This is a genomic window from Tenacibaculum sp. SG-28, assembly GCF_002954385.1.
Lineage (GTDB): Bacteria > Bacteroidota > Bacteroidia > Flavobacteriales > Flavobacteriaceae > Polaribacter.
Window position 1 is genome coordinate 15386 of record NZ_MQVY01000003.1, and the last position, 25998, is coordinate 41383.

General features: G+C 36.7%; 21 protein-coding genes, 5 tRNA genes and 2 pseudogenes. 2 read left to right on the plus strand and 26 right to left on the minus strand.

Going from position 1 to position 25998, the window contains the following annotated elements; genetic code table 11:
• Window positions 1-57 precede the first annotated feature (57 nt).
• Window positions 58-939: a tyrosine-type recombinase/integrase gene (locus tag BSU00_RS08245; RefSeq protein WP_105003961.1), complete on the minus strand. Its 882-nt coding sequence runs from the start codon at window positions 937-939 to the stop codon at window positions 58-60.
• Between the two features lie 92 nt (window positions 940-1031).
• Here BSU00_RS08245 and BSU00_RS08250 point away from each other — a divergent pair, with 92 nt between their 5' ends.
• Entirely contained in the window at window positions 1032-1430 is a 399-nt protein-coding gene (locus tag BSU00_RS08250) for a hypothetical protein (protein WP_105003962.1), read from the plus strand.
• Window positions 1431-1460: 30 nt separating this feature from the next.
• Here BSU00_RS08250 and BSU00_RS08255 read toward each other — a convergent pair whose 3' ends face one another.
• From BSU00_RS08255 to BSU00_RS08370, 25 genes and pseudogenes are all read right to left on the minus strand, one after another.
• Window positions 1461-1772: a DUF3467 domain-containing protein gene (locus BSU00_RS08255; RefSeq protein ID WP_369820307.1), complete on the minus strand. Its 312-nt coding sequence runs from the start codon at window positions 1770-1772 to the stop codon at window positions 1461-1463.
• A 66-nt stretch (window positions 1773-1838) separates the two neighbouring features.
• A pseudogene (rpoC, locus tag BSU00_RS08260) lies at window positions 1839-6112 on the minus strand (DNA-directed RNA polymerase subunit beta').
• 97 nt (window positions 6113-6209) lie between these two features.
• Window positions 6210-10019, minus strand: a complete 3810-nt coding sequence (gene rpoB, locus BSU00_RS08265) for a DNA-directed RNA polymerase subunit beta (RefSeq protein WP_105003964.1) — start codon at window positions 10017-10019, stop codon at window positions 6210-6212.
• 232 nt (window positions 10020-10251) lie between these two features.
• Complete coding sequence (rplL, locus tag BSU00_RS08270) at window positions 10252-10626, minus strand: 50S ribosomal protein L7/L12 (protein ID WP_105003965.1); 375 nt, start codon at window positions 10624-10626, stop codon at window positions 10252-10254.
• A gap of 49 nt (window positions 10627-10675) precedes the next feature.
• On the minus strand, window positions 10676-11191 hold the full coding sequence (gene rplJ / locus BSU00_RS08275; protein ID WP_105003966.1) for a 50S ribosomal protein L10: 516 nt from the start codon (window positions 11189-11191) through the stop codon (window positions 10676-10678).
• Window positions 11192-11212: 21 nt separating this feature from the next.
• Window positions 11213-11905: a 50S ribosomal protein L1 gene (gene rplA / locus BSU00_RS08280; protein ID WP_105003967.1), complete on the minus strand. Its 693-nt coding sequence runs from the start codon at window positions 11903-11905 to the stop codon at window positions 11213-11215.
• 17 nt (window positions 11906-11922) lie between these two features.
• Window positions 11923-12360 (minus strand): 50S ribosomal protein L11, encoded by a 438-nt coding sequence (rplK, locus tag BSU00_RS08285; RefSeq protein WP_105003968.1) that lies wholly within the window; start codon window positions 12358-12360, stop codon window positions 11923-11925.
• Window positions 12361-12434: 74 nt separating this feature from the next.
• Complete coding sequence (gene nusG / locus BSU00_RS08290) at window positions 12435-12983, minus strand: transcription termination/antitermination protein NusG (RefSeq protein ID WP_105003969.1); 549 nt, start codon at window positions 12981-12983, stop codon at window positions 12435-12437.
• Window positions 12984-12985: 2 nt separating this feature from the next.
• Window positions 12986-13177, minus strand: coding sequence for a preprotein translocase subunit SecE (secE, locus tag BSU00_RS08295; RefSeq protein ID WP_105003970.1), 192 nt, complete (start codon window positions 13175-13177; stop codon window positions 12986-12988).
• A gap of 52 nt (window positions 13178-13229) precedes the next feature.
• Window positions 13230-13302, minus strand: a tRNA-Trp gene (locus tag BSU00_RS08300).
• A 68-nt stretch (window positions 13303-13370) separates the two neighbouring features.
• On the minus strand, window positions 13371-14558 hold the full coding sequence (tuf, locus tag BSU00_RS08305; protein ID WP_105003971.1) for an elongation factor Tu: 1188 nt from the start codon (window positions 14556-14558) through the stop codon (window positions 13371-13373).
• 80 nt (window positions 14559-14638) lie between these two features.
• Window positions 14639-14711 (minus strand) — tRNA-Thr (locus tag BSU00_RS08310).
• Between the two features lie 13 nt (window positions 14712-14724).
• Window positions 14725-14797 (minus strand) — tRNA-Gly (locus tag BSU00_RS08315).
• A 17-nt stretch (window positions 14798-14814) separates the two neighbouring features.
• Window positions 14815-14897 (minus strand) — tRNA-Tyr (locus tag BSU00_RS08320).
• A gap of 31 nt (window positions 14898-14928) precedes the next feature.
• Window positions 14929-15002 (minus strand) — tRNA-Thr (locus BSU00_RS08325).
• A gap of 88 nt (window positions 15003-15090) precedes the next feature.
• The gene (gene hpf, locus BSU00_RS08330) at window positions 15091-15399 is read right to left on the minus strand and encodes a ribosome hibernation-promoting factor, HPF/YfiA family (protein ID WP_105003972.1); all 309 of its coding nucleotides are present in this window, start codon (window positions 15397-15399) and stop codon (window positions 15091-15093) included.
• Window positions 15400-15412: 13 nt separating this feature from the next.
• Complete coding sequence (locus BSU00_RS08335) at window positions 15413-16297, minus strand: tyrosine-type recombinase/integrase (protein ID WP_105003973.1); 885 nt, start codon at window positions 16295-16297, stop codon at window positions 15413-15415.
• Between the two features lie 107 nt (window positions 16298-16404).
• Entirely contained in the window at window positions 16405-16602 is a 198-nt protein-coding gene (gene rpsU / locus BSU00_RS08340) for a 30S ribosomal protein S21 (RefSeq protein WP_105003974.1), read from the minus strand.
• A 264-nt stretch (window positions 16603-16866) separates the two neighbouring features.
• On the minus strand, window positions 16867-18033 hold the full coding sequence (locus tag BSU00_RS08345) for an acyl-CoA dehydrogenase family protein (protein WP_105003975.1): 1167 nt from the start codon (window positions 18031-18033) through the stop codon (window positions 16867-16869).
• Between the two features lie 24 nt (window positions 18034-18057).
• Complete coding sequence (locus BSU00_RS08350) at window positions 18058-18960, minus strand: helix-hairpin-helix domain-containing protein (protein ID WP_105003976.1); 903 nt, start codon at window positions 18958-18960, stop codon at window positions 18058-18060.
• A 10-nt stretch (window positions 18961-18970) separates the two neighbouring features.
• Window positions 18971-20539, minus strand: coding sequence for a sodium:alanine symporter family protein (locus BSU00_RS08355; protein WP_105003977.1), 1569 nt, complete (start codon window positions 20537-20539; stop codon window positions 18971-18973).
• Between the two features lie 84 nt (window positions 20540-20623).
• Entirely contained in the window at window positions 20624-21535 is a 912-nt protein-coding gene (locus tag BSU00_RS08360; protein ID WP_105003978.1) for an SDR family oxidoreductase, read from the minus strand.
• A complete protein-coding gene (locus BSU00_RS14035; RefSeq protein WP_369820317.1) occupies window positions 21535-21726 on the minus strand; it encodes a cation:proton antiporter regulatory subunit in 192 nt (63 codons plus the stop codon). Before BSU00_RS14035 ends, BSU00_RS08360 begins: the two co-directional genes overlap by 1 nt.
• A 26-nt stretch (window positions 21727-21752) precedes the next feature.
• On the minus strand, window positions 21753-22535 hold the full coding sequence (locus tag BSU00_RS08365; protein WP_369820308.1) for a TrkA family potassium uptake protein: 783 nt from the start codon (window positions 22533-22535) through the stop codon (window positions 21753-21755).
• Window positions 22535-22759 carry a PspC family transcriptional regulator gene (locus tag BSU00_RS08370; protein WP_105003979.1) on the minus strand — a complete coding sequence of 75 codons (225 nt, stop codon included), beginning with the start codon at window positions 22757-22759 and terminating at the stop codon, window positions 22535-22537. The genes BSU00_RS08365 and BSU00_RS08370 overlap by 1 nt, the downstream gene beginning before the upstream one ends.
• A gap of 178 nt (window positions 22760-22937) precedes the next feature.
• Between BSU00_RS08370 and uvrA the strand changes: the two are divergent.
• Window positions 22938-25767: pseudogene (gene uvrA, locus BSU00_RS08375) on the plus strand (excinuclease ABC subunit UvrA).
• Window positions 25768-25998 lie beyond the last annotated feature (231 nt).

Sequence of the window (25998 nt, forward strand, 5' to 3'; positions counted from 1 at the left end):
ATTAAACCTAACTATTGAATATGCGCAATTGCATATATTTACCTTTCAAATATAGTGTTATTTCTTAATTAAGTCGAACGGACTTTTGATATTCGTAAGCATATCTGAGGCCACATGAGTATATACCTCAGTGGTCTTGCTTGAATTATGTCCTAGTAATTTTTGAATATACCGAAGATTTGTGCCATTTTCTAATAAATGAGTTGCAAAGGAATGTCGTAAAGTATGCACTGTGCCTGGCATTGTTATCTTTGCTTTGCGCTTCGACTTGTTAAAAATACTTCGAATACTACTAGTACTATATTGCTTTCCACTAATACCCTCAAACAACCACTTTTTTGGGGTGTATTGTTTGTAATAATTTCGCAATAAAAATAAAGCATTCTCCGACAACAAGGTGATCCTGTCTTTTTGACCTTTTCCATTTCGAACCCATATGCGCATGGTATCAGAATCGATATCCTTTATTTGTAAATTAACACATTCAGATATCCGCAAGCCCGCACTGTATATAAGAGTTAAAATAGCTTTATGCTTCAGATTAGTAGTAGCATCTAGTAGATCTAATATTTGTTTTGTAGACAAAACACTAGGAAGACGTTTGGGTTTCTTAGGACGTTCAAAATCATAATGTTCGGAAGGTTGCTTTAGAACCTTTTCTAAATAAAACTTAATTGCATTGATACTTTGGTTCTGAAAAGAAATAGACTTGTGGAATTGTGTGACAAGCTTCGTATGGTACTCTTTAATAATCGAACTATTTATGGTATGCATAGGTCGAGGGTACATATGTTTTAAAAACAAAGTAAACATAAAGATATAAGATTTCTGGGTGCTTGCACTGTAATTTTTACGTAGTAAAACATCCTGCATGGCTGCAATAGCACAACGATAATCTTTAGTAACGTAATTATTATGTTGATATCTAGACAAATACATACTTCAAATATGTGTATTTTTACAACAACAACAATTTTATAAACGCTTAAATACATTTTTTCACGTTTATAAACATAAAAAAATGCTTTGCTATGAAAACTAAAACATGCCTATCCTGTGGTAAAGAACTTACAGGAAGAATCGACAAAAAATTTTGCGACACCTATTGTAGAAATCAATTTCACAACAGAAACAAAGAAAAATATGAATATACCATTAAAGAAATAAATAAAATACTACGAAAAAACAGAAGAATTCTGGCGTATTTTTGTCCTAGCGGAAAAACAACCATTCGAAAAGAAATTGCACAAGAAATGGGTTATGATTTTTCTTATTTTACCAATGTGATAAAATTTAAATCTCAAAACTATTTTTTTTGTTACGATTATGGCTTCTATCCTTTTACCGATGTACATAAAATACGGAAACTAACCATCGTTCCCAAAGAAGCATCTATGGAAAATAAAACAGTAAGACTTTGGAGGGAATAAAAAAGAGACATTTCTATGTCTCTTTTTTTATTATGCTTCTCCTGTGGTTCCTCCGAAATTCATAGGAATTGGCGGGTGCTCATAATCTTTAATTTCACCGTTGTTTTGCTCAAACTTTTTAATGTTGTCTTGTAATGCTTTAGACAATCGTTTTGCGTGCTGCGGTGTTAATATAATTCTTGATTTTACTTTCGCTTTCGGCACCCCTGGCATTATATTGATAAAATCTACAATAAATTCAGAAACCGAATGGTTTATTATTGCCAAGTTACTATAGGTTCCTTCGGCAACCTCTTGATCTAATTCTATATTGAGTTGTGGTTCTTTTTTCGCGTTATCCATAATTTAAGTAATTTAAAAAGAAAGACCTCTGTAATAGAGGTCTTTACTTTGGTTATAACAGTAATTTTACAAACTGTTTTCTATCTCTTCTTTAGGACCTACAATTTGAGTATCGTAGCTACGCATACCTGTACCTGCTGGAATTCGTTTACCAACAATTACATTTTCTTTCAATCCTTCTAAAGTATCTACTTTACCATTCACCGCTGCTTCGTTAAGTACTTTTGTAGTCTCCTGGAACGACGCTGCCGAAATAAATGACTTCGTTTGTAACGATGCTCTTGTAATACCCTGCAATACTTGTTCTGCAGTTGCTGGTTGCGCATCACGAGCTACTACTAAGTTTTTGTCGGCTCTACGTAAAATAGAATTTTCATCTCTTAATTGACGTGCAGATACCATTTGACCTGGTTTTAGGTTTTCAGAATCTCCAGCATCTTCTACAACCTTCATTCCGTAGATAGCATCATTTTGTTCAATAAAGTCATTTTTATGAATCAATTGATTTTCTAAGAATAGTGTATCTCCTGAATCGATAATTTTAACTTTACGCATCATTTGACGTACTACAACTTCAAAGTGCTTATCATTAATTTTCACCCCTTGTAAACGATATACTTCTTGTATTTCATTTACTAGGTATTCTTGTACCGCTGATGGGCCTTTTATATTAAGAATATCCGTAGGCGTTATGGCACCATCTGATAATGGCATTCCTGCTTTTATAAAGTCGTTTTCTTGCACTAATATCTGGTTCGATAACTTAATTAAGTATTTCTTAATCTCTCCTGTTTTCGATTCGATAATTATCTCACGGTTACCTCTTTTAATCTTACCAAAAGAAACAACACCGTCAATTTGTGCAACAACCGCCGGATTAGAAGGATTACGCGCCTCAAATAATTCAGTTACACGTGGTAAACCTCCTGTAATATCCCCAGCTTTACCTGATTTACGAGGAATCTTAACTAAAGTCTTTCCTGCTTCTACGTATCCCCATCGTCTACTATTAAGTGTGCTCCTACTGGTAAACTATATGAACGTAAAGCATTGCCATCTACATCTTCGATAATTAAAGAAGCAATAATCTTCTTGTTCTTAGAATCTGTGATAACTTTTTCCTGGAAACCAGTTTGCTCGTCAATCTCTACTGTGTAGTTTACACCTTGTTCTAAATTGCTAAATTTAACCTTACCAGAGAATTCAGAAACGATAACACCATTAAATGGATCCCATTGACAAACAACATCTCCTTTCTTGATCTCTTTTCTATCTTTATCGAAGATGATAGATCCGTAAGGTATATTATTTGTACTTCTGGTGATACCAGTTTTAGTATCTGTAATTTTGATTTCCGCAGTACGAGAAATAACTATTTCTACCTCTTCTCCTGCAGCATCTTTACCTTTAACTGTTCTTAGGTCGTCGATGGTAACTTTACCATCAAACTTGGCGATAAGCTTATTGTCTTCGGAAATATTTCCTGCAACCCCACCAACGTGGAACGTACGAAGTGTTAACTGTGTACCAGGCTCTCCAATAGACTGCGCTGCAATTACACCAACTGCTTCTCCAATTTGTACTTTCTTACCGGTAGATAAACTTTGTCCGTAACATTTAGCACATATACCTCGTTTAGATTCACAAGTTAATGCAGAACGCACCTCTACTCGATCAATACCAGCTTCTTCGATTACATCTGCTAATTTCGGTGTAATTAACTCTCCTGCAGGAACTAATACTTCTTCAGTTCTTGGTCGGAACACATCATGCAATGCAGTTCGACCTGAGATGCGATCGCTAATAGACTCTACAATTTCATCGTTTTTCTTTAACGGTGTAACTTCTAAACCTCGTAAAGTACCACAATCGTCTTCGTTAATAATTACATCTTGCGAAACATCAACCAAACGACGTGTTAAATATCCTGCATCTGCTGTTTTTAATGCCGTATCGGCAAGACCTTTACGAGCACCGTGCGTAGAAATAAAGTATTCTAAAATTGATAATCCTTCTTTAAAGTTAGATAAAATCGGGTTTTCAATAATTTCTCCACCTCCTGCAGTAGATTTCTTTGGTTTTGCCATCAGACCACGCATACCGGTTAACTGACGAATCTGTTCTTTAGATCCACGTGCACCAGAATCTAACATCATAAATACAGAGTTAAATCCTTGTTGGTCTTCACGCAAACGCTTCATCGACAACTCGGTTAATTCGTTATTGGTTCTACCCCAAATATCAATAACCTGATTGTAACGCTCTTTTTGCGTAAGCATACCCATATTATAGTTCATGATAATGCCATCTACCTCTTTGTTAGCATCGGCAATCATCGTGTGCTTTTCTTGTGGAATAATAATATCCCCTAAAGAGAAGGATAAACCACCTTGGAAAGCAAATTTATATCCCATGTCTTTGATAGAATCTAAGAACTTTCCTACCGAAGGTATATCGGTTACCTTTAAGATTCGACCAATAATACCACGAAGTGATTTTTTAGTTAAAACCTCATTGATATACCCTGCTTGTTCTGGTACTACCTCGTTAAATAATACTCTACCTACAGTGGTTTCAATTATGGTATCTACTAATTCTCCGTTTTCGTTTAAGTCTTTGGTTCTAACTTTTATTCCTGCATTTAGGTTAACACGCTCTTCGTTATAAGCAATAGTTACCTCTTCTGGTGAATAAAAAGTTAGGCCTTCTCCCTGAATTGGAACTTCTGGAGTAGACTTGCGCTCTTTGGTCATATAGTACAATCCTAAAACCATATCCTGTGATGGTACCGTAATTGGAGCACCGTTGGCCGGATTTAGAATATTATGCGACGCTAGCATTAATAGTTGCGCCTCTAAAATAGCCTCTGGTCCTAAAGGTAAGTGCACCGCCATTTGATCCCCATCAAAATCGGCATTAAAGGCCGTACATACTAGCGGGTGTAAACGAATCGCTTTTCCTTCAATTAATTTTGGCTGGAATGCTTGAATACCTAAACGGTGTAAGGTAGGAGCACGGTTTAATAAAACTGGGTGTCCTTTAATTACGTTCTCTAAGATATCCCAAACTACTGGCTCTTTTCTATCTATAATTTTCTTAGCAGATTTTACCGTCTTTACAATACCTCTTTCAATTAATTTACGAATTACAAAAGGCTTGTATAATTCGGCTGCCATATCTTTTGGCAATCCACATTCGAATAATTTTAATTCTGGTCCAACAACAATTACCGAACGCGCAGAGTAATCCACACGCTTCCCTAATAAGTTTTGACGGAAACGACCTTGTTTTCCTTTCAAACTATCCGATAATGATTTTAATGGACGGTTAGATTCTGTCTTTACTGCAGAAGCTTTACGCGTGTTATCAAATAAAGAATCTACAGATTCTTGTAACATACGTTTCTCGTTACGTAAAATAACCTCTGGTGCTTTAATCTCCATTAATCGTTTTAAACGATTGTTACGAATAATTACACGACGATATAAGTCATTTAAGTCTGAAGTAGCAAAACGACCTCCATCTAATGGCACTAAAGGACGTAATTCTGGTGGAATAACAGGAATCGCTTTCATGATCATCCACTCCGGATTGTTTTCTCTATTTTTCTGAGAATCTCTAAATGCTTCTACAACATTTAAACGCTTTAAAGCTTCGTTTTTACGTTGCTTTGACGTTTCGGTATTTGCTTTATGACGCAGTTGGTAGGACAGTTCATCTAAATCGATTCGCTCTAACAAATCAATCAAACATTCTGCCCCCATTTTAGCGATGAACTTATTCGGATCAGAATCCTCTAGGTACATATTGTCCTGTGGAAGTTCATCCATGATATCCAAGTACTCTTCTTCCGTAAGGAAATCCATCTTTTGTAACGGCTCTCCTTCGGCGTTTTTAGCAATACCTGGTTGAATTACTACGTAGCGTTCGTAGTAAATAATCATGTCTAATTTTTTTGATGGTAACCCTAAAAGATATCCCATTTTATTCGGTAATGATCTGAAATACCAAATGTGTGCAACAGGAACTACTAAGTTGATGTGACCTACTCTATCTCTACGAACTTTTTTCTCCGTTACTTCAACTCCACATCGATCACATACGATACCTTTGTATCGTATTCTTTTGTATTTACCACAAGCACACTCGTAGTCTTTTACAGGACCAAAGATACGCTCACAAAATAAACCATCCCTTTCTGGTTTATGCGTACGATAGTTAATTGTTTCTGGTTTTAAAACCTCACCTCTAGACGCTTCTAGAATAGATTCTGGTGATGCTAAACCAATTGAAATTTTGTTAAACTTCTTAACAGTGTATTTTTCGTTTTTTCTTGCCATAATAATGGATTCGAATTAAAATTAGCGTCTTATACAAGACTAATATTGAAAAAATGATTTGCCTCAGTGTATCGAACACCAAGGCATTTCACTGTGATTATTCTTCTAATTTAACGTCTAAACCTAAACCTTTCAGTTCGTGCATTAAAACATTAAATGATTCTGGTAAACCTGGCTCTGGCATTGCGTCTCCTTTTACAATACTTTCATAAGTTTTCGCTCTACCTAATACGTCATCCGACTTAACCGTTAAGATTTCACGTAAGATACTTGATGCACCATATGCTTCAAGTGCCCAAACTTCCATCTCTCCAAAACGCTGTCCTCCAAATTGTGCTTTACCTCCAAGAGGCTGTTGTGTAATTAATGAGTAAGGTCCGATAGAACGCGCGTGCATTTTATCCTCAATCATGTGACCTAATTTAATCATGTATATAACACCAACGGTTGCAGGCTGGTCGAAACGTTTTCCTGTTCCTCCGTCATATAAATAGGTATGTCCGAACCTAGGAATAGAAGCTTCGTCTGTTAAGGCATTAATTTGCTCTAGAGATGCGCCATCAAATATTGGTGTCGCATATTTCTGATCTAATTTTTGGCCTGCCCATCCAAGAACAGTTTCATAAATCTGACCGATGTTCATACGAGAAGGTACTCCTAATGGATTCAATACGATATCCACTGGTGTTCCATCTTCTAAGAACGGCATGTCTTCCTGACGAACGATACGAGCAACAATACCCTTGTTTCCGTGACGTCCTGCCATTTTATCTCCTACTTTTAACTTACGCTTCTTGGCTACATAAATTTTAGCTAACTTTAAGATACCAGCTGGTAATTCGTCTCCTACTGAAATGGTAAATTTCTCACGACGTAATACCCCTTGTAAATCGTTAACTTTAATTTTGTAGTTGTGAACGAGTTCTACAACTAAGCTGTTTAAATCTTTATCGGTAGTCCAGGTTCCGTGTAAATGCACAAAATCTTCTACAGAGTTTAGCATTTTCTGCGTAAACTTTTTACCTTTTGGTAAAACTTCTTCTCCTAAGTCGTTGTAAACTCCCTGTGAAGTTTTTCCGGTAACTAGATTAAATAGCTTGTCAATTAAACTGTTTTTTAAAGCATCGAACTTAGAAACATAAGATGCTTCTAATACAGCAATTGCTTCTTTATCACGAGCACGCTTATTTTTATCTTTAACCGCGCGTTTGAATAACTTTTTATTAATTACTACACCGCGTAAAGAGGGCGAGGCTTTTAAAGATGCATCTTTTACATCCCCAGCTTTGTCTCCGAATATAGCACGTAATAATTTCTCTTCTGGTGTAGGATCAGATTCTCCTTTTGGAGTAATCTTACCAATTAAAATATCTCCCGGATTCACCTCTGCACCAACGCGAATCATTCCGTTTTCGTCAAGATCTTTTGTTGCCTCTTCCGAAACGTTTGGAATATCATTGGTTAATTCTTCTGCTCCTAATTTTGTATCTCTAACATCTAGAGAATATTCATCAATGTGGATAGAAGTAAAGATATCTTCACGAACTACTTTTTCAGAAATTACAATCGCATCCTCAAAGTTATACCCTTTCCAAGGCATAAAGGCAACTTTCATATTTCTACCTAAGGCTAATTCTCCTTTTTGAGTTGCATATCCTTCACAAAGTACTTGTCCTTCTTCTACTCTATCACCAACTTTTACAATTGGCTTTAAGTTAATATTAGTACCCTGATTGGTTTTTCTAAATTTAATTAAATCGTATGACTTTTCGTCCGAATCAAAACTAACCATTCGTTCCTCTTCTGTTCTGTCATACTTAATGGTTATTTTGTTAGCGTCTACGTATTCAACGACACCAGCACCTTCGGCATTGATTAGAATTCGAGAATCTTTTGCTACTCTTCTTTCTAGTCCGGTACCAACAATTGGTGATTCAGGACGTAATAACGGTACGGCCTGACGCATCATGTTAGATCCCATCAAGGCACGGTTTGCGTCATCGTGTTCTAAGAATGGAATTAAAGATGCAGAAATCGAAGCAATTTGGTTTGGCGCCACGTCCATATAATTTACAGCTTCAGGGCTTTCCACTGGGAAGTCCCCTTCCTCACGTGCAATAACTCTTTCCGATTCTATAGTTCCAGAATCAGAAACAGGAAGGTTAGATTGGGCAATTTTCATCCCTTCTTCTTCTTCCGCACTCAAGTAAATAGGTTCTTCAGATGCAACCACACCGCCGGTCACCTTTTTATATGGTGTTTCAATAAATCCAAGGTTATTAACCTTTGCAAACACAGCAAGGGAAGATATCAAACCAATGTTTGGTCCTTCTGGTGTTTCAATAGGACACAAACGACCGTAATGTGTGTAGTGAACATCACGTACCTCAAAACCAGCTCTTTCTCGCGATAAACCTCCAGGTCCTAAAGCGGATAAACGACGCTTGTGAGTAATTTCAGCCAATGGGTTTGTTTGGTCCATAAACTGTGATAACTGATTGGTACCAAAGAACGAATTAATTACCGAAGACAGGGTCTTAGCGTTAATCAAATCGATAGGTGTAAATACCTCGTTATCGCGAACATTCATACGTTCACGTATCGTACGGGCCATTCGTGCTAAACCTACACCGAACTGTCCCGCTAATTGCTCTCCTACAGTTCTAACACGACGGTTAGATAGGTGATCGATATCATCTACTTCAGCCTTAGAATTAATAAGCTCAATTAAGTACTTGATGATGGTAATAATATCGTTTTTGGTAAGTACTTTTTGATCTAGAGCTTCATCCAAACCAAGTTTAGTATTCATTCTAAAACGACCTACTTCTCCTAAGCTGTAACGTTGTTCCGAGAAAAACAATTTATCAATAATACCACGCGCAGTTTCCTCATCTGGCGGTTCTGCATTACGTAATTGTCTGTAGATGTGCTCTACTGCTTCTTTCTCAGAATTGGTAGGATCTTTTTGTAATGTATTGTGAATGATGGCATAATCGGCAAGCAAATTGTCTTCTTTGTGTAAAAGAATAGTTTTGGCGCCTGCTTCGATTATATCGTCAATATGCTCTTTTTCTAAGATCGTATCGCGGTCGAAAATTATTTCATTTCTTTCAATAGATACCACTTCTCCAGTATCCTCATCTACAAAATCTTCATGCCAAGTTTTAAGAACTCTAGCTGCTAATTTTCTTCCTAGTACCTTCTTTAATCCTGCTTTAGAAACTTTTACTTCTTCTGCTAAATCAAAGATTTCAAGAATATCTTTATCTCTTTCAAAACCAATGGCTCTGAATAACGTTGTTACTGGTAATTTTTTCTTTCTATCAATGTAGGCATACATTACCTGATTGATATCGGTTGCGAATTCTATCCATGAACCTTTAAACGGAATAACTCTTGCGGAGTATAGTTTTGTTCCGTTAGCGTGGAAAGACTGGCCAAAGAATACACCTGGTGAACGGTGTAATTGCGATACTACAACACGTTCTGCTCCGTTTATAATAAAAGTACCGGAGTTCGTCATGTAAGGTATTGTTCCTAAATAAACATCTTGAACAATAGTTTCGAAGTCTTCGTGTTCCGGATCAGTACAATATAACTTTAAACGCGCTTTTAAAGGTACACTATGTGTTAAACCTCGCTCGATACATTCTTGAATGCTATACCTTGGCGGGTCAACAAAATAGTCTAAAAATTCTAATACAAATTGATTACGAGTATCCGTAATCGGAAAGTTGTCCATGAAAGTTTTATACAAACCTTCATTACCACGCTCATCTGCTTTTGTTTGTAGCTGAAAAAAATCTTGGAATGATTTTACCTGAATATCTAAGAAGTCCGGGTAATCAGCTCCTAATTTTGATGATGCGAAGTTAATTCTTTCAGTAGTGTTTATCGTTGCCAAAAGAGATACTATTTTTAAATTAAAAATATATTTTTTGAAACTAAGCGTTTCAACAATGCAATTTTAATTGCAATAACCGATTAAAAATCAGTTAATTATAGTCGAACAATCACAAATATGATCATGTGATGAGAAAAGAACGAATATATACACAAAATGGTTTAGGACTAAAAACTAAGTTTCTAGTACCTAAACCTTTATTGTTTATCCCGCCTTAAAACGGGCATAAGTATTACTTAAGCTCTACTTCAGCTCCTGCTTCTTCTAAAGACTTTTTAAGACCTTCAGCCTCATCTTTAGATACTGCTTCTTTGATTGGTGCTGGTGCACTATCTACGATAGCTTTAGCATCTTTTAATCCTAATCCAGTTAATTCTTTTACTAACTTAACTACTGCTAACTTAGATCCTCCTGGAGCTTTTAAGATTACATCAAATTCAGTTTTTTCTTCAGCTGCATCTCCACCACCTGCTGCTGGACCTGCTACTGCTACAGCTGCTGCTGCTGGCTCAATACCATACTCATCTTTTAAAATATCAGCTAATTCATTAACTTCTTTTACTGTTAAGTTAACTAATTGTTCTGCGAAATCTTTTAAATCTGCCATTTTAATTGTTTTTGAAAATTTTAATATATTAGTTTATTAGTGCGCTTGTTTACTTTTCAGATAAAGTTTTTAAGATACCTGATAACTTACCACCACCTGATTGAAGTGCTGAAACAACATTCTTCGCTGGTGATTGTAACAATCCGATGATATCTCCAATAAGTTCCTCTCTAGACTTGATGTTAACAAGAGCGTCTAGTTGGTCGTCTCCAACGTAAACAGCTTCCTCTACATAAGCACCTTTTAATAAAGGTTTATCTGATTTCTTACGGAACTCTTTAATTACTTTTGCCGGTGCATTAGATGCTTCAGCAATTAACATAGATGTATTACCTTTTAAAACGTCTGGTAATTCTCCAAAATCTTTATCAGAAGCCTCCATTGCCTTTGACAACAATGTATTCTTCACAACGGCTAATTGTACATTTGCTTTGAAACAAGCTCTACGTAAATTAGAGGTTGTAATTGCATCTAAACCAGAAATATCTGCTAAATAGATGGTGTTCGTATCTGCTAATTGTGCAGTTAAATCTTGTATTACTTGTGATTTTTCCTCTCTAGTCATGGTTTAAAAGTTTTAAATGCCTTATGATAAAGATTTTTCATCTATTGCAATACTCGGACTCATCGTAGAAGACATAAAAATGCTCTTGATGTATGTTCCTTTAGCTGCAGTTGGCTTTAATTTAATAAGTGTTTGTATTAACTCATTGGCGTTCTCTTCAATCTTGGCAGCATCAAAAGAAGCTTTACCAACTGCTGCATGTACAATACCAGTTTTGTCAACTTTAAAGTCGATCTTACCAGCTTTAACTTCTTGTACTGCTTTAGAGACATCCATAGTTACCGTACCTGTTTTAGGGTTAGGCATTAAACCTCTTGGCCCTAAAATACGACCTAAAGGACCTAATTTACCCATAACACTAGGCATCGTGATGATCACATCCACATCTGTCCATCCTCCTTTAATTTTTTGAAGGTATTCGTCTAATCCAACATAATCAGCACCAGCTGCTTGTGCTTCTGCTTCTTTATCTGGAGTAACTAATGCTAAAACCTTTACATCCTTACCAGTTCCGTGTGGTAAAGTTACCACACCACGTACCATTTGATTCGCTTTACGTGGATCTACACCCAAACGAACTGCTAAATCAACAGATGCATCAAATTTTACAGTAGTAATATCTTTTACTAAGGCTGCTGCTTCTTTTAAATTATAAACCTTAGAGCTATCAACTTTAGCACGAGCTTCTTTCTGTTTTTTAGTCAATCTTGCCATTTCTAATCTCTTTTAGTTTATGCAGGAGCATCTCCTTTTACTGTTAATCCCATAGAACGAGCTGTACCAGCGATCATTTTCATTGCAGACTCCACTTTAAAGGCATTTAAATCTGCCATCTTGTCTTCTGCAATTGTTCTAATTTGATCCCAAGTAACGCTTGCTACTTTTTTCCTATTAGGTTCTCCAGAACCTTTCTTAATTTTGGCCGCTTCCATTAACTGTACTGCAGCTGGTGGGGTTTTTACAACAAACTCGAAAGATTTGTCTTTGTAAACCGATATCACAACAGGTAATACTTTACCTTGCTTATCCTGTGTACGCGCATTAAACTGCTTACAGAATTCCATGATATTAACACCGGCAGCACCTAAAGCGGGTCCAACTGGTGGCGACGGATTCGCTGCACCTCCCCTAACTTGTAGTTTTACTACTTTACTTAATTCTTTTGCCATTGTTTAAGATTTAAAGATGTGTTTTAAATTGGAAGCTAAAAAACACACCAACATATATATAATAGGTGTAACAATTATATTTTTTCTACTTGCATGTAATTTAATTCTAATGGCGTCTTTCTTCCGAAAATCTTTACCATTACTTCAAGCTTGCGCTTTTCTTCATTTACATTTTCTACAGTACCGTCAAATCCGTTAAAAGGACCATCAATTACTTTAACTGTTTCTCCAACATTGAAAGGAATTACAATATTCTCGTCTTTTACAGACAATTCATCTACTTTTCCTAACATTCTATTAACCTCTGCTTTACGCATAGGCACAGGATCTCCTCCTTTAGTCTCGCCTAAAAAGCCTATAACACCAGTTACCGCTTTTATTACATGGGGTACCTCACCAGCTAGGTTAGCTTCCACCATGATATAACCCGGAAAATAAACGCGTTCACGATTTATTTTTTTTCCGTTTCGTACTTGTATAACTTTTTCGGTTGGTACTATAACTTGATTTACAAAATCTGCTAATCCATGACGTGCTATTTCTGTCTCGATGTAGGTTTTTACCTTATTTTCTTGACCTCCTATAGCTCTTACAACATACCATTTCAACACTGAATCAGCCATGATTAAAATAAATTAAAAAAATTATCTAATCCTGTTTGAAAAACTTTATCGATAGCAGCTACTACCAAAGCAAATGCAATAGTAAAAGAAGCTACAACAACTGTCGACTTTTGCGCCTCTTCTCTAGTTGCCCAAGTCATATTAGTATTTAACTCTTCAAAAGAATCTTTGATATATTGTATAAAGTTATTCATAAGTCTATCCTTTTAACGAGCTACAGTGCTCTGTAACTCGTCTGGTTTGTTGCACGGGTTGAGAGGCTCGAACTCCCGACAACTGGTTTTGGAGACCAGTGCTCTACCAACTGAGCTAAACCCGTGTATAATTTAATTTAAAGGAGTCTCTCTTTGCAAGAGACTCCTTTAGTATTGTATATTAAAGACTGTATTAGTCTAACAATTCAGTTACCTGACCTGCACCTACTGTTCTACCTCCTTCACGGATAGCGAACTGTAAACCTACGTTTAATGCGATAGGTTGGATTAAATCAACAGTAATCGTTAAGTTATCTCCAGGCATAACCATCTCAACTCCATCAGGAAGTGCGATATTACCAGTTACATCAGTCGTACGTACGTAGAACTGTGGGCGGTAGTTATTGTGGAAAGGAGTGTGACGACCACCTTCTTCTTTCTTTAGGATATATACCTCAGCTTTAAATTTAGCGTGTGGAGTTACAGAACCTGGCTTACAGATTACCATACCTCTTTTGATTTCTGTTTTATCAATACCTCTTAATAAGATACCTGCATTATCTCCAGCTTCTCCTCTATCTAAGATTTGACGGAACATTTCAATACCAGTAACAGTAGAAGTTAATTTCTCTTCTCCCATTCCGATGATATCTACAGCATCTCCAGTGTTGATGATCCCTGTTTCGATACGTCCTGTTGCTACAGTACCACGACCAGTAATTGAGAATACATCTTCAATTGGCATTAAGAAATCTTTTTCAGTATCTCTTGGTGGCTCTTCAATCCAAGTATCTACAGCTTCCATCAATTCTAAAACTGTATTTACCCACTTCTCTTCTCCGTTAAGAGCTCCTAAAGCAGATCCAGCGATTACAGGACCATTATCTCCATCGTACTCGTAGAAAGATAATAAATCTCTAACTTCCATCTCTACTAACTCTAATAACTCCTCGTCATCAACCATATCAACTTTGTTTAAGAAAACAACGATACGTGGAATACCAACCTGACGACCTAATAAGATGTGCTCACGAGTTTGTGGCATTGGACCATCTGTAGCAGCTACTACTAAGATAGCACCATCCATTTGTGCAGCACCAGTTACCATGTTCTTTACATAATCGGCGTGACCTGGACAGTCAACGTGAGCGTAGTGACGGTTTTGAGTAGCGTACTCTACGTGAGAAGAGTTAATTGTTATACCTCTTTCTTTCTCTTCCGGAGCGTTATCAATTTGATCAAAAGCTCTCGCTTCAGAATATCCTGCATCTGCTAATACTTTAGTAATTGCAGCAGTTAAAGTAGTTTTTCCGTGATCTACGTGACCAATAGTTCCTACGTTTAAGTGCGGTTTCGAACGATCATAAGTTCCTTTTGCCATGATTATTAATTTTAATTCTTAGTTAAATTTATTTAGTGTTACTTTAAAATTTTTACTCTTTTTTAAAAAACTCTAAAAAGAGCCAATGACGGGACTTGAACCCGTGACCTCATCCCTACCAAGGATGCGCTCTACCAACTGAGCTACACCGGCTTGGAAAATTTTGAGCGGGAGACCGGGTTCGAACCGGCGACATTCAGCTTGGAAGGCTGACGCTCTACCAACTGAGCTACTCCCGCATAATAAAAAACTATTGTGGGGAGAGCAGGATTCGAACCTGCGAAGTCGAAAGACAACGGAGTTACAGTCCGTCCCATTTGGCCGCTCTGGAATCTCCCCAAATAATTTAATATTTTAATGAACTTTACTGAGCCGATGGAGGGACTCGAACCCACGACCTGCTGATTACAAATCAGCTGCTCTAGCCAGCTGAGCTACATCGGCTTTTTATTGCAAAAAACAATCCGCTATTTCTAACGGACTGCAAATGTAAAAAGTAATTTTTAATTTTTAAAGTTTTTTACACTATTTTTTATGAGACTACTGTTTCTCGTGATTTTTCTTTTGCTTTTTTGAGTTGTCTCTTTAAAGATTCTACACTAACACTAACTCCTTCCTCAAAAGTTTTACACTGTTTCTTCACTATCAATTCACTACCAGGAATATTAATCTTAACTTCCGTAATTTTATTTTCTTTCTCGCTTGTCTTCTGAACCTTTAAAAAAACTTCAGCGTCAACAATCTTGTCGTGAAACTTTTCTAATCCTACCATCTTTTTCTCAATGTAATCAATAAGCTTCTGATCCGCATTGAAATTAACAGATTGAGTATACACCTTCATAATATTTCATATTTTAATAGGACTCTCTAGGGTGAGTCTTGTTAAACACTTTTTTAATTGTTTCCAAGTTATTGTGTGTATATACTTGGGTGGAGGCTAAACTGGAATGCCCTAGCAACTCTTTAACCGAACTTAACGATGCTCCTGCATTTAACAAATGCGTAGCAAACGCATGCCTTAAAACGTGAGGACTCCGCTTCACCTTGGAAGACACTCTACCAAAATACGAATTAATAACACGATAAACAAGTGTTTCATATATTTTAACTCCTTTTTTTGTTACGAACAAGTATTCGTTATGCAAACCGCTTTTTTCCTTCACCTGAAGATAAGCTCGCATACTATCCTGCAAAAGAGGTAAAAGAAGAATGATACGCTCTTTATTTCTTTTTCCAACGATCTTAATTGTGTGTTGCGTAAAATCAATATCCGTCTCTTTTATCTGAATCAGTTCAGACCTCCTAATTCCTGTTGCATAAAACAACTCTACAATAAACCTATCTCTAATCCCCTCAAAGTCCTCTGCACTCGACAACAACTTTAAAACCGCTTCTACTTCTTCTTTTGTAAAAGGCAAATTAGATTTTTTTTTCACCTTCAACGCCTTATGCCTAGCCAAGGGGTTCTCGGTAATCTCATCCGTCTTCTGAAGAAAACTATAAAAGCTTTTTAAGGCACTTATTTTTCTGTTAATAGTGCGATTATCTATTTCTGCATCCACTAGCGCAACAATCCAAGCCCTGACATCAGAATACACCACGGCAACGATAGCATCTTGCCCTAAATTTTCAGCACAGAAATCTCTGAAATCTGCTAGGTCTTTTTGGTAGGCAATAATCGTATGTTTCGAATACTTTTTTTCAACCTCCAAGTACCGTAAAAAATAATCTATATACATCTCCAATTTTAAACATCTCTAAAATACTATTTTAAATGCTAGCGACCATAAAAAAACCCATGATAAAAAATACCATGGGTCAACTATGCTTTTTGCAATGTAGAAATTTATCCAACTTCTTCTTGCGTTCTTAAACGCTGTACGTAAGAAGCTTTAATTTTCTGTGCTCTTTTAGCTACGGAAGGTTTTGTAAACTCCTTTCTTGCACGAAGTGAACGTAACGTTTTGGTGTTACTAAACTTACGCTTGTATCTCTTTAACGCTCTATCGATATTCTCTCCTTCTTTTACTGGAATGATTAACATATGTTGGCACCTCCTTTCACTGTATATTTTGATATTTTAAACGGAATATTCAATTTTTAACTTGAAAACCCCAGTGTTGTTTCTACTTTTTTATGGATTGCAAATTTATGAAGAGTTTTTTAAAAACCAAGAAAATAATAACAATTTATATTTTACAGGAAGTAAAACAGGCATAACACCCTACTAGCACTGATTTCTCTACCATACAAACCTAAAAAACCATTCTGCTACGAATGGTTTTTCCAAATTTTTATTCCAATTACGCTAGGTAGCTGGTTTGTATTCTTTTTTATCGATAATCATTTTAGCTATAATCTCTTTTAGAATTTCAGAGGTCCCTCCACCAATAGGACCTAATCTACTGTCTCGCAATAATCTTGCCATTGGATAATCTTCTATGTAACCGTAACCTCCAAGCATTTGTAAGGCATCATAAATAACCTCATCGGCCATTTTGGTAGATAATAATTTACTCATACTAGCCTCTTTCACCACGTATTGCCCATCGTTTAATCGTTTCGCTATAGAATAATTATATTCCTTACACATGTCTACCCTACTGGCCATTTCTGCTAGCTTGTGTCTTAACGCTTGAAATTCATTTAATTTTTTCCCGAATGCCACTCGATCGTTCATGTACTCTAGTGCATATTCTAGGGCAAATTCAGCGCGTGCATGCGCATTAATCCCCATGATTAATCGTTCTAATGCGAAGTGCTCCATAATATAGGTAAACCCTAATCCTTCTTCCCCTAACAAATTTTCTTTCGGAACCACAACATTATCAAAAGCAATCTCACCGGTATCCGATGCTTTCCAACCCAATTTATCTAATTTTGTTGCAGAAATTCCCGGAGTATCTCTATCTACAACAATGATACTCATTCCTTTATGCTTTGCTTCTGGGTTTGTTTTTGCAGCCACTACTAAATAATCGGAATAAACACCATTGGTTATAAAGGTTTTAGACCCATTAATTATATAATTATCTCCCTCTAAAGATGCCGTTGTTCGCATCCCTGCAACATCACTTCCTCCAAATGGCTCAGAAATACAAAGACAACCAATTTTATCGCCCTCAATACTTGGTGTTAGGTATTCTTTTTTTATTCGGTCATCTCCTTCTTTATTGAGATGTGTCATCCCAAGATAAGCATGCGCCCACATATTAGCTGCAAATCCTCCTGAATTTATCTTTTGTAACTCTTCTAAAAATATAGTGGTATAAAAGAGATCTAAATTTAACCCACCGTATTCTTCTGGTTGGTTCAATCCAAAATACCCCATTTCTCCGAATTTTTTCCATATAAAGCGTTCTACGGCACCTTCTTTCTCCCATTTATTGATGTGTGGTACTACCTCTTTTTGCAAAAAATCTTTAAAACTTTTACGAAACGAATTGTGTTCTTCTGTAAAGTACATACTACTCATTGATATCTGTTTTTTTAGTTGTTGTTATTCAGCTTTCAAATATAACACTATTCTGTCGTACTTATTTAATGGGAAATTGTTAATATTTTTGAGTTCGGCAATATTTTGAAGTTCTGCGACCTCTTCTCTGTAGTCAACTATTTTTTTGCAAAGTTGGTAATTAATGTAAGGAATACTCAAAATTTCTTTAAAAGAAGCCGTATTGACATTTATTTTCTCGATCAATGGTTTTTCTTGTATTGTAAATGATCGGATTGTTTTTCGCAAAGCAGTGACGGAAACACCCGGAGCCTCTTTCAGCTGTTCTATATAAGTAAAACCCTGGAGGGATTCCCTATATGAAATAATCTTCTTTGCGTCCAAAAGAGATATTCCTGCTTTGTTCGCAATATCCGGAGCAGATGCCTGATTGATATCTGCAGTGATGTCTCCTAGCTTGCTTTTAAGAACCTGTAAATCTTGATGATGCCTTGCTTCCTGCTTATGAAGCAGTCGCTCCTTTTGTTTTTTTGCGACAACCCAATCCGGAAATTTAAAATTTGGTGCAATTATGCGCAGTAGGCTATCAGAAACTTTGGTAACCGCCTTAAATTCCTCTATGGAATTGACGTATTTACCCTGCGCTCTAAAGGTGTGTAATCTATCAATCTGCGCTACAGACATCCCTAATTGATACCCTTTATAATCAGAGATAAAATTAGGATTAAAATAAAAACGCTTTTTCACTGGTTTTTCAACTGCTAAGCGCTCCAAACTATCCAAGTGTTTTTCTAATGCTAAAACTTCATGCGACAGCACATCACTTGGAACAGAAGAAAAATCGGTAAAAATGTAGAATAACTGTAAACATATAATTAGTAAAACTAAAAGCAAAACCCCATTTCTTTGGCTTTTGTAGAACCAGAAATGGGGCTTTAGTATCTTCATGACTTCAAGTTTAGCTTTTGATAGCTTTCATGTATTTATCGAGCTCCTCCTTTACCTTCGGTGCTAGTAGAACGATTCCTATCATATTAGGTACCATCATTGCAAAAATCATGGCATCTGAGAATCCAATCACAGAACCTAAACTAGCTGCAGAACCGATTACTACGAAAATACAAAAGATAACCTTGTAGGTGTACTCCATTTTCTTACTTCTTCCAAATAGGTAAGCCCATCCCTGAAAACCGTAATAAGACCAAGATATCATCGTTGAAAAAGCAAACAATACCACCGCTATGGTTAACACATATGGAAACCACGATATTGCAGATTCAAATGCTCCTGATGTTAGTAATATTGCTTGTGCATCATTTAGTCCTGAATTAGCAGAAGTTACATTTCCTGTTATAATGAGAACTAAAGCTGTCATTGTACAAACAACTACTGTATCGATAAACGGCTCTAATAGAGCTACCATTCCTTCGGATGCAGCGTATTTTGTTTTTACGGCAGAGTGTGCAATAGATGCAGACCCAACTCCTGCTTCATTCGAGAAAGCAGCTCTTCGGAATCCTTGAACTAAAACACCGATTGCTCCTCCTGCAACCCCCTCCGGGCTAAATGCTCCGTTAAATATTTGCGCAAAAGCGTCTCCTATCATGGAAAAGTTGGCGAATATCACAAACAAAGACGCCGCAACATAAATTGCCACCATAAAAGGTACAATTTTATCGGTAACCTTGGCTATCTTTTTGATTCCTCCAATAATTACAATTCCAACAAGAACGGCCATTATTATACCAAATAACCATCCTTTACCATGAATAAAAGAGGCTTCTCCTCCTGTAATATTTTCTACCAATTGAAAGGCTTGGTTTACCTGGAACATATTACCACCTCCAAAAGAGCCCCCTACAACAAAAATCGCAAACAATACGGCCAATACTTTTCCTAATGTTTTATTTTTCAATCCTTTTGTTAAGTAGTACATAGGCCCTCCGTATACCGTTCCGTCTGCCTCAATATCTCTATATTTTACACCTAAAGTACACTCTACAAACTTAGATGCCATTCCCAGTAGCCCTGCAACTATCATCCAAAATGTTGCTCCTGCACCTCCAATAGACACTGCAATTGCTACACCAGCAATGTTACCAAGCCCTACTGTTGCAGACAGTGCCGCAGTTAACGCTTGAAAGTGTGAAACCTCTCCTTCGTGGTCTTCTACTGCCATCGTTCTCGGAATATCGCCTCCTGGTGCAGGATCCCCGGCAACAGCCATAGATTCGTGGTGATCAATATCATCATATTTTCCCCTTACTATATTAACAGAGGTTTTTATTCCTGTAAAATTGATGAATTTAAAATAGAAGGTAAAATAGGTTGCCCCCAAGATAAGTGGGAAAAGCACCCAATACACTTTAATACCACCTCCGAAGTCTATTTGATAAAAAATAGCTCTCACAAACCATCCTGTTGCGCTACCAAAAGCCTCGTCTATTTGTTGGTCTAAGCCTTTTTCTTGAGCAAACGTTAACATGGGTATCATTAACATTAGTAATGCTAGAAGTTTTTTCTTCATAATATTGTTATCTGTTTAGTGTTTTTTTGAATTTGTGGTCTGCAATATCTTAAAAAAAAAAGAATTCGCCACAACTTTTAAGCGTTAAATACTATCGTAGGTTATCTTTTCTTTAAAGTTTTGTAAATCTTCTGCAAAATTGGTTATTGGCAATCCTAAGACAGATTGTGTCTTTGTAAGGTCAAATCCTGTTTTTGCAGGGCGTTGCGCGCGTTGATTAAGCGCAGAAGAACTTATTGGAACAAGGAGCTTTGGATCCAAATTAAAAGTGGTCGCAATTTGCGTTGCTATTTCAAAAATACTCAACAACGAATCGGAAGATACATGAAAAACTCCCTTTACCTCTTTATCCATAGCTAATTTGCATGCTAAGGCTAAATTCTCCACATAGGTAGGCATCCTAAATTGGTCGTTAACAATTGTAATTTTCTTTCCTTTTTCTAAAGAGGCTTTTACCCAAAGTACAATATTACTCCGAGACATATCGTAGACGCTACCATACACTAAAATTGTTCTTAAAATGGTATAATGAACCTTCGAATCTTGCAATATTTTTTCCGATTGCAACTTGGATAAACCGTAATGACTCAATGGATTTGGCATGTCGGTTTCCTTGTAATTCCCTTGTTTTCCATCAAAAATAAAATCGGTACTTAACTGCATAAGTTGCGTCTGCTTACCCGAGGCATACTCGGTTAACCATCGCACCAAATCTACATTTAGAATTGTACAAGCCTCTTTTTCTATTTCGCATTGGTCTACATTCGTCATTGCTGCTGTATTTATAATTACAGCAGGCGCTATGCGTTCCAAAACAGCATTTACATTCAGTTTATCTGTCAGATCTACAGACACGTAGGTGAAATCACTTCTGCCACTCCGGTTTTCCCCTCTAGCCAACCCGAAAACCTCGTAATCTTCTTGGAACTGCAGCAATAAATTAAGCAAACTCTGCCCGAGTAAACCATTGCTTCCTGTGATTACAACCTTTTTCATTAAAACAACGCTCTTAATTTATTTATCTGCTCTGGTCGTCCGAGCACTATCAAAATAGAGCCGGCTTCCATTTGTACATTTGCGTCAGGGTTGATGGTGTATTGTTGGTTTGGAGATTTATAGCCAATAACCGTACATCCTGTCTTTTTTCGCAGGTCTAAATCTAATATAGTTTTTCCTACATATTTTATTGGTAAATCGTCTACAGCGACTTCCTCTAAATTGGCAGTAGTATCGCCTCAATAGTTAATCTATCGACGAATTCAATCACATCGGGTGTTACTACCAAAAGGGCCATATGTGCACCGCCTAATTTATCTGGCATAATCACGTTATCTGCTCCTGCTATTTTCAATTTGCTATTAGAGGTTTCTTTAGAGGCTCTACTAATTATTTTACACGAAGCATTTAATTGTTTCGCCGTTAAAACTACAAATAGATTGTCTGCATCGGAAGGCAACACGGTAATCAAACTATCGGCATTCCGTATTCCTGCCTTGAGTAAAGTTGCATCTAAGGTAGCATCTCCCTCCACATTTAACACTCGGTCTTCGTCTAAGACTGAAATTAACTTTTTATCTATTTCAATTACAACCGCATCCTTTTTATATCCTGTTAGTTTGGCAATTGCCTGTCTCCCATTTCTTCCATAACCACATACAATGGTATGCCCCTTTAAAGTTTCTATTTTTTTTTGCACTTTTTTTATTTTTAGTTGTTTAAAAAACCTTCCACTAATTAGATATTCGGAAAATGCAGAAACTACATATCCGAAAATAAATAAACTGGAAAGAATAAGCCCAATGGTGAATATTTTTTCCCCAGCACCAAAGGGATGTACTTCTCCAAATCCTATAGTGGTAACGGTAATAATGGTCATGTACAAACCATCGATGAATGAGTAATCGAATAGAACACAATAGCCAAATACTCCTATCGATAGAATAAGAAAGGTAAAGAAAATTGCTCTGTTAACTCGAGATTGAAAAATTGTTTGCATTACAAATCAAAAACTGAAGTTCGTTTGGTGTAGATCATATCTTTCAGCTTTAATAAAAAGGCCAGAGTCAGGTACAAACCAAATGACAAACCTACGGTCACAAAAGATATGTATATGAAGAACAAGCGAACATTAACTGCGCGCATCCCCAATCTATCCGCTAAACGAGAGGAAACATTAAAGCCATTTCTTTCAAAAAAATGCCGTACCGATTGTACACTCATAGATATCTATTTTGGGAGTTAGCTTTTAAAACTTTAAATATATTATATTTAAACAAAATACTTATCAAAAAAAACATAAATGAATGGAAACTGTCTATAAATTACAATCTATAATTAGCCACATAGTGAAATTACAGATCTATTGCGTAAATTTGCAACTTTCTGTAAATATCTGAATTTGAAAGACCAAGAATACATTGAAGTTTACGGTGCGCGAGCTCACAACCTTAAGAATATTGATGTTAAAATCCCTAGAGAAAAACTTGTGGTAATTACGGGTTTAAGCGGTAGTGGAAAATCCTCCCTGGCTTTTGACACCATTTATGCAGAAGGGCAACGAAGATATATAGAAACTTTTTCTGCATACGCTCGTCAATTTTTAGGCGGATTAGAACGTCCGGATGTTGACAAAATAGAAGGTCTTTCTCCGGTAATCTCTATTGAACAGAAAACCACCAATAAAAGCCCGAGGTCTACGGTAGGAACGATCACAGAAATATACGATTTTTTAAGACTTTTGTACGCGAGAGCAGCTGATGCCTATTCCTACAACACCGATGAAAAAATGGTACGTTACTCGGATGAACAAATTAAAGACCTCATCCTTAAAGAGTACCAGGGTAAAAAAATTGCCGTACTTGCCCCCTTGATTAAATCTAGAAAAGGACATTATCGAGAATTGTTCGAACAGGTTGCTAAGCAAGGATTTGTTCGGGTGCGTGTCGACGGAGAGATTAAGGAAATCACCAAAGGAATGAAGCTAGATCGTTACAAAACCCACGATATTGAGGTGGTAATCGACAGACTAGCAGTAAACTACACGGCAGAAAAGCGACTGGAGGAAACTATAAAAACAGCCTTGTACACAGGAGACAATATTTTAATGGTAATTGCAGTAGATACTGAAAAGCCGAGGTATTTCAGTAGAGAATTAATGTGTCCTACAACAGGGATTGCCTATCCTAATCCAGAACCAAATACCTTTTCATTTAACTCACCGAAAGGTGCGTGTTCAAAGTGCAACGGATTAGGAACTATCCATGAAATAAATATTCAAAAAGTAATTCCAGACCCAAGCATTTCTATAAAAAATGGAGGTATTGCTCCTTTGGGCGAACAAAAAAACAGTTGGATTTTTAAGCAACTCGAAACCATAGCAAATAGATATGCATTCCAACTGACAGATCCTATTCAAGGCATTCCCAAAGAAGCACTAGAAGTAATTTTAAATGGCGGTAAAGAAAGTTTTTCTGTAGCTCAAAAGTAGCAGGCGTTACCAGAAATTACGAGATTAATTTTGAGGGTATTATTGCTTTTATTGAAAACCAATACAACAATACAGATAGCACATCCATTAAAAGATGGGCCAAATCGTATATGGATGAAGTACCCTGTTCTTCCTGCCAGGGAAAACGACTAAAAAAAGAATCTTTATATTTAAAAATTGCCGACAAAAACATTAGTGATGTCGCACAAATGGACATTTCAAGTTTGGCAGAATGGTTTGCTGCTATCGAAACAAAACTCACCGAGAAGCAACGAAAAATTGCGGTAGAAATCATTAAAGAAATTCGTACTCGCTTACAATTTTTATTGGATGTTGGACTAGATTACCTCACCTTAGACAGAACCTCAAAATCTTTATCCGGTGGAGAAGCACAACGAATTCGTTTGGCCACTCAAATTGGTTCGCAACTAGTTGGTGTTTTGTATATTTTAGATGAGCCGAGTATTGGCCTGCACCAAAGAGATAATGAAAAGCTCATAGATTCTTTGGTAAAGTTACGAGACATCGGAAACTCGGTCTTGGTGGTAGAACACGACGAAGACATGATTAAAAATGCAGATTTTGTTTTTGATATCGGACCTGGTGCTGGGCGATTTGGTGGAGAAATCGTGAGCCAAGGAACCTTTAAAGAACTCAAAAAACAAAAAACACTTACAGCAGATTACCTTGCGCAAAGGAAAACTATTCCCGTACCGGAAAAAAGAAGAGAAGGAAATGGGAAATTTTTAGAAATAAAAGGTGCTAGTGGAAATAACTTAAAACACGTTTCTGTAGCATTTCCTTTGGGTAAAATGATTTGTGTCACAGGAGTCTCGGGTAGCGGAAAATCTACCTTAATCAACGAGACGCTATACCCCATATTAAATGCGCACATATACAAAGGTGTTAAACAACCCATGGCATACGAAAGTATCGAAGGGATTGAGCAGGTGGATAAAGTTATCGCCATCGACCAGTCTCCTATTGGAAGAACACCGCGATCTAACCCTGCAACCTACACCGGAGTATTTAGTGAAATTAGAAGTCTTTTCTCGAAAACGCCAGAAGCTGCTATAAGAGGATATAAACCTGGCAGATTTAGTTTTAATGTAAAAGGCGGGCGATGCGAAACCTGCCAAGGTGGTGGTGTTCGTGTTATTGAAATGAACTTTTTACCGGATGTACATGTAGAGTGTGAAAGTTGCCAAGGAAAACGTTTCAATAGAGAAACCCTAGAGATACGATACAAAGGAAAATCCATTTCAGATGTTTTAGAAATGACCATTAACCAGTCGGTTACTTTTTTTGAACACATTCCAAAAATTTACAGAAAATTAAAAACCATTCAAGATGTTGGCTTGGGATATATTACCTTAGGACAGCAGTCTACAACCCTATCGGAGGAGAGGCCCAACGCATAAAACTAGCTTCTGAATTGTCTAAAAGAGACACTGGAAACACCTTTTATATATTAGACGAACCGACAACCGGGCTGCACTTCGAAGACATTAGAGTGCTAATGGATGTTCTAAACCAACTCGCCGATAAAGGAAATACAGTTTTAATCATCGAACACAATTTAGATGTCATTAAATTAGCAGATCATATTATTGATGTTGGTCTAGAAGGTGGAAAAGGTGGCGGTCAAATTTTAACAACAGGAAGTCCAGAGCAAGTAGCCAAACATAAAACGAGCTATACTGCTAAATTTTTAAAGGAATGTTTACGTAAGCTTGCTTAACGATATTTTTAGCTGGATTACAGCTATTTTAATGAAACAAATATTATATGTAGAGAGGGAACTTTGTTTTAGCATATAAAAGACAACGTTGCTATGGTATGGATGAAAATAGATGTATCTTTTCTATTGCAAATACTGCCCTTTTAAATAATCATGCATTGCTACCTTAAAAAGCATTAGAAATCAAATGCTCACAAAACATTAAGTACGTACTAAAAGTAAAAATAATAC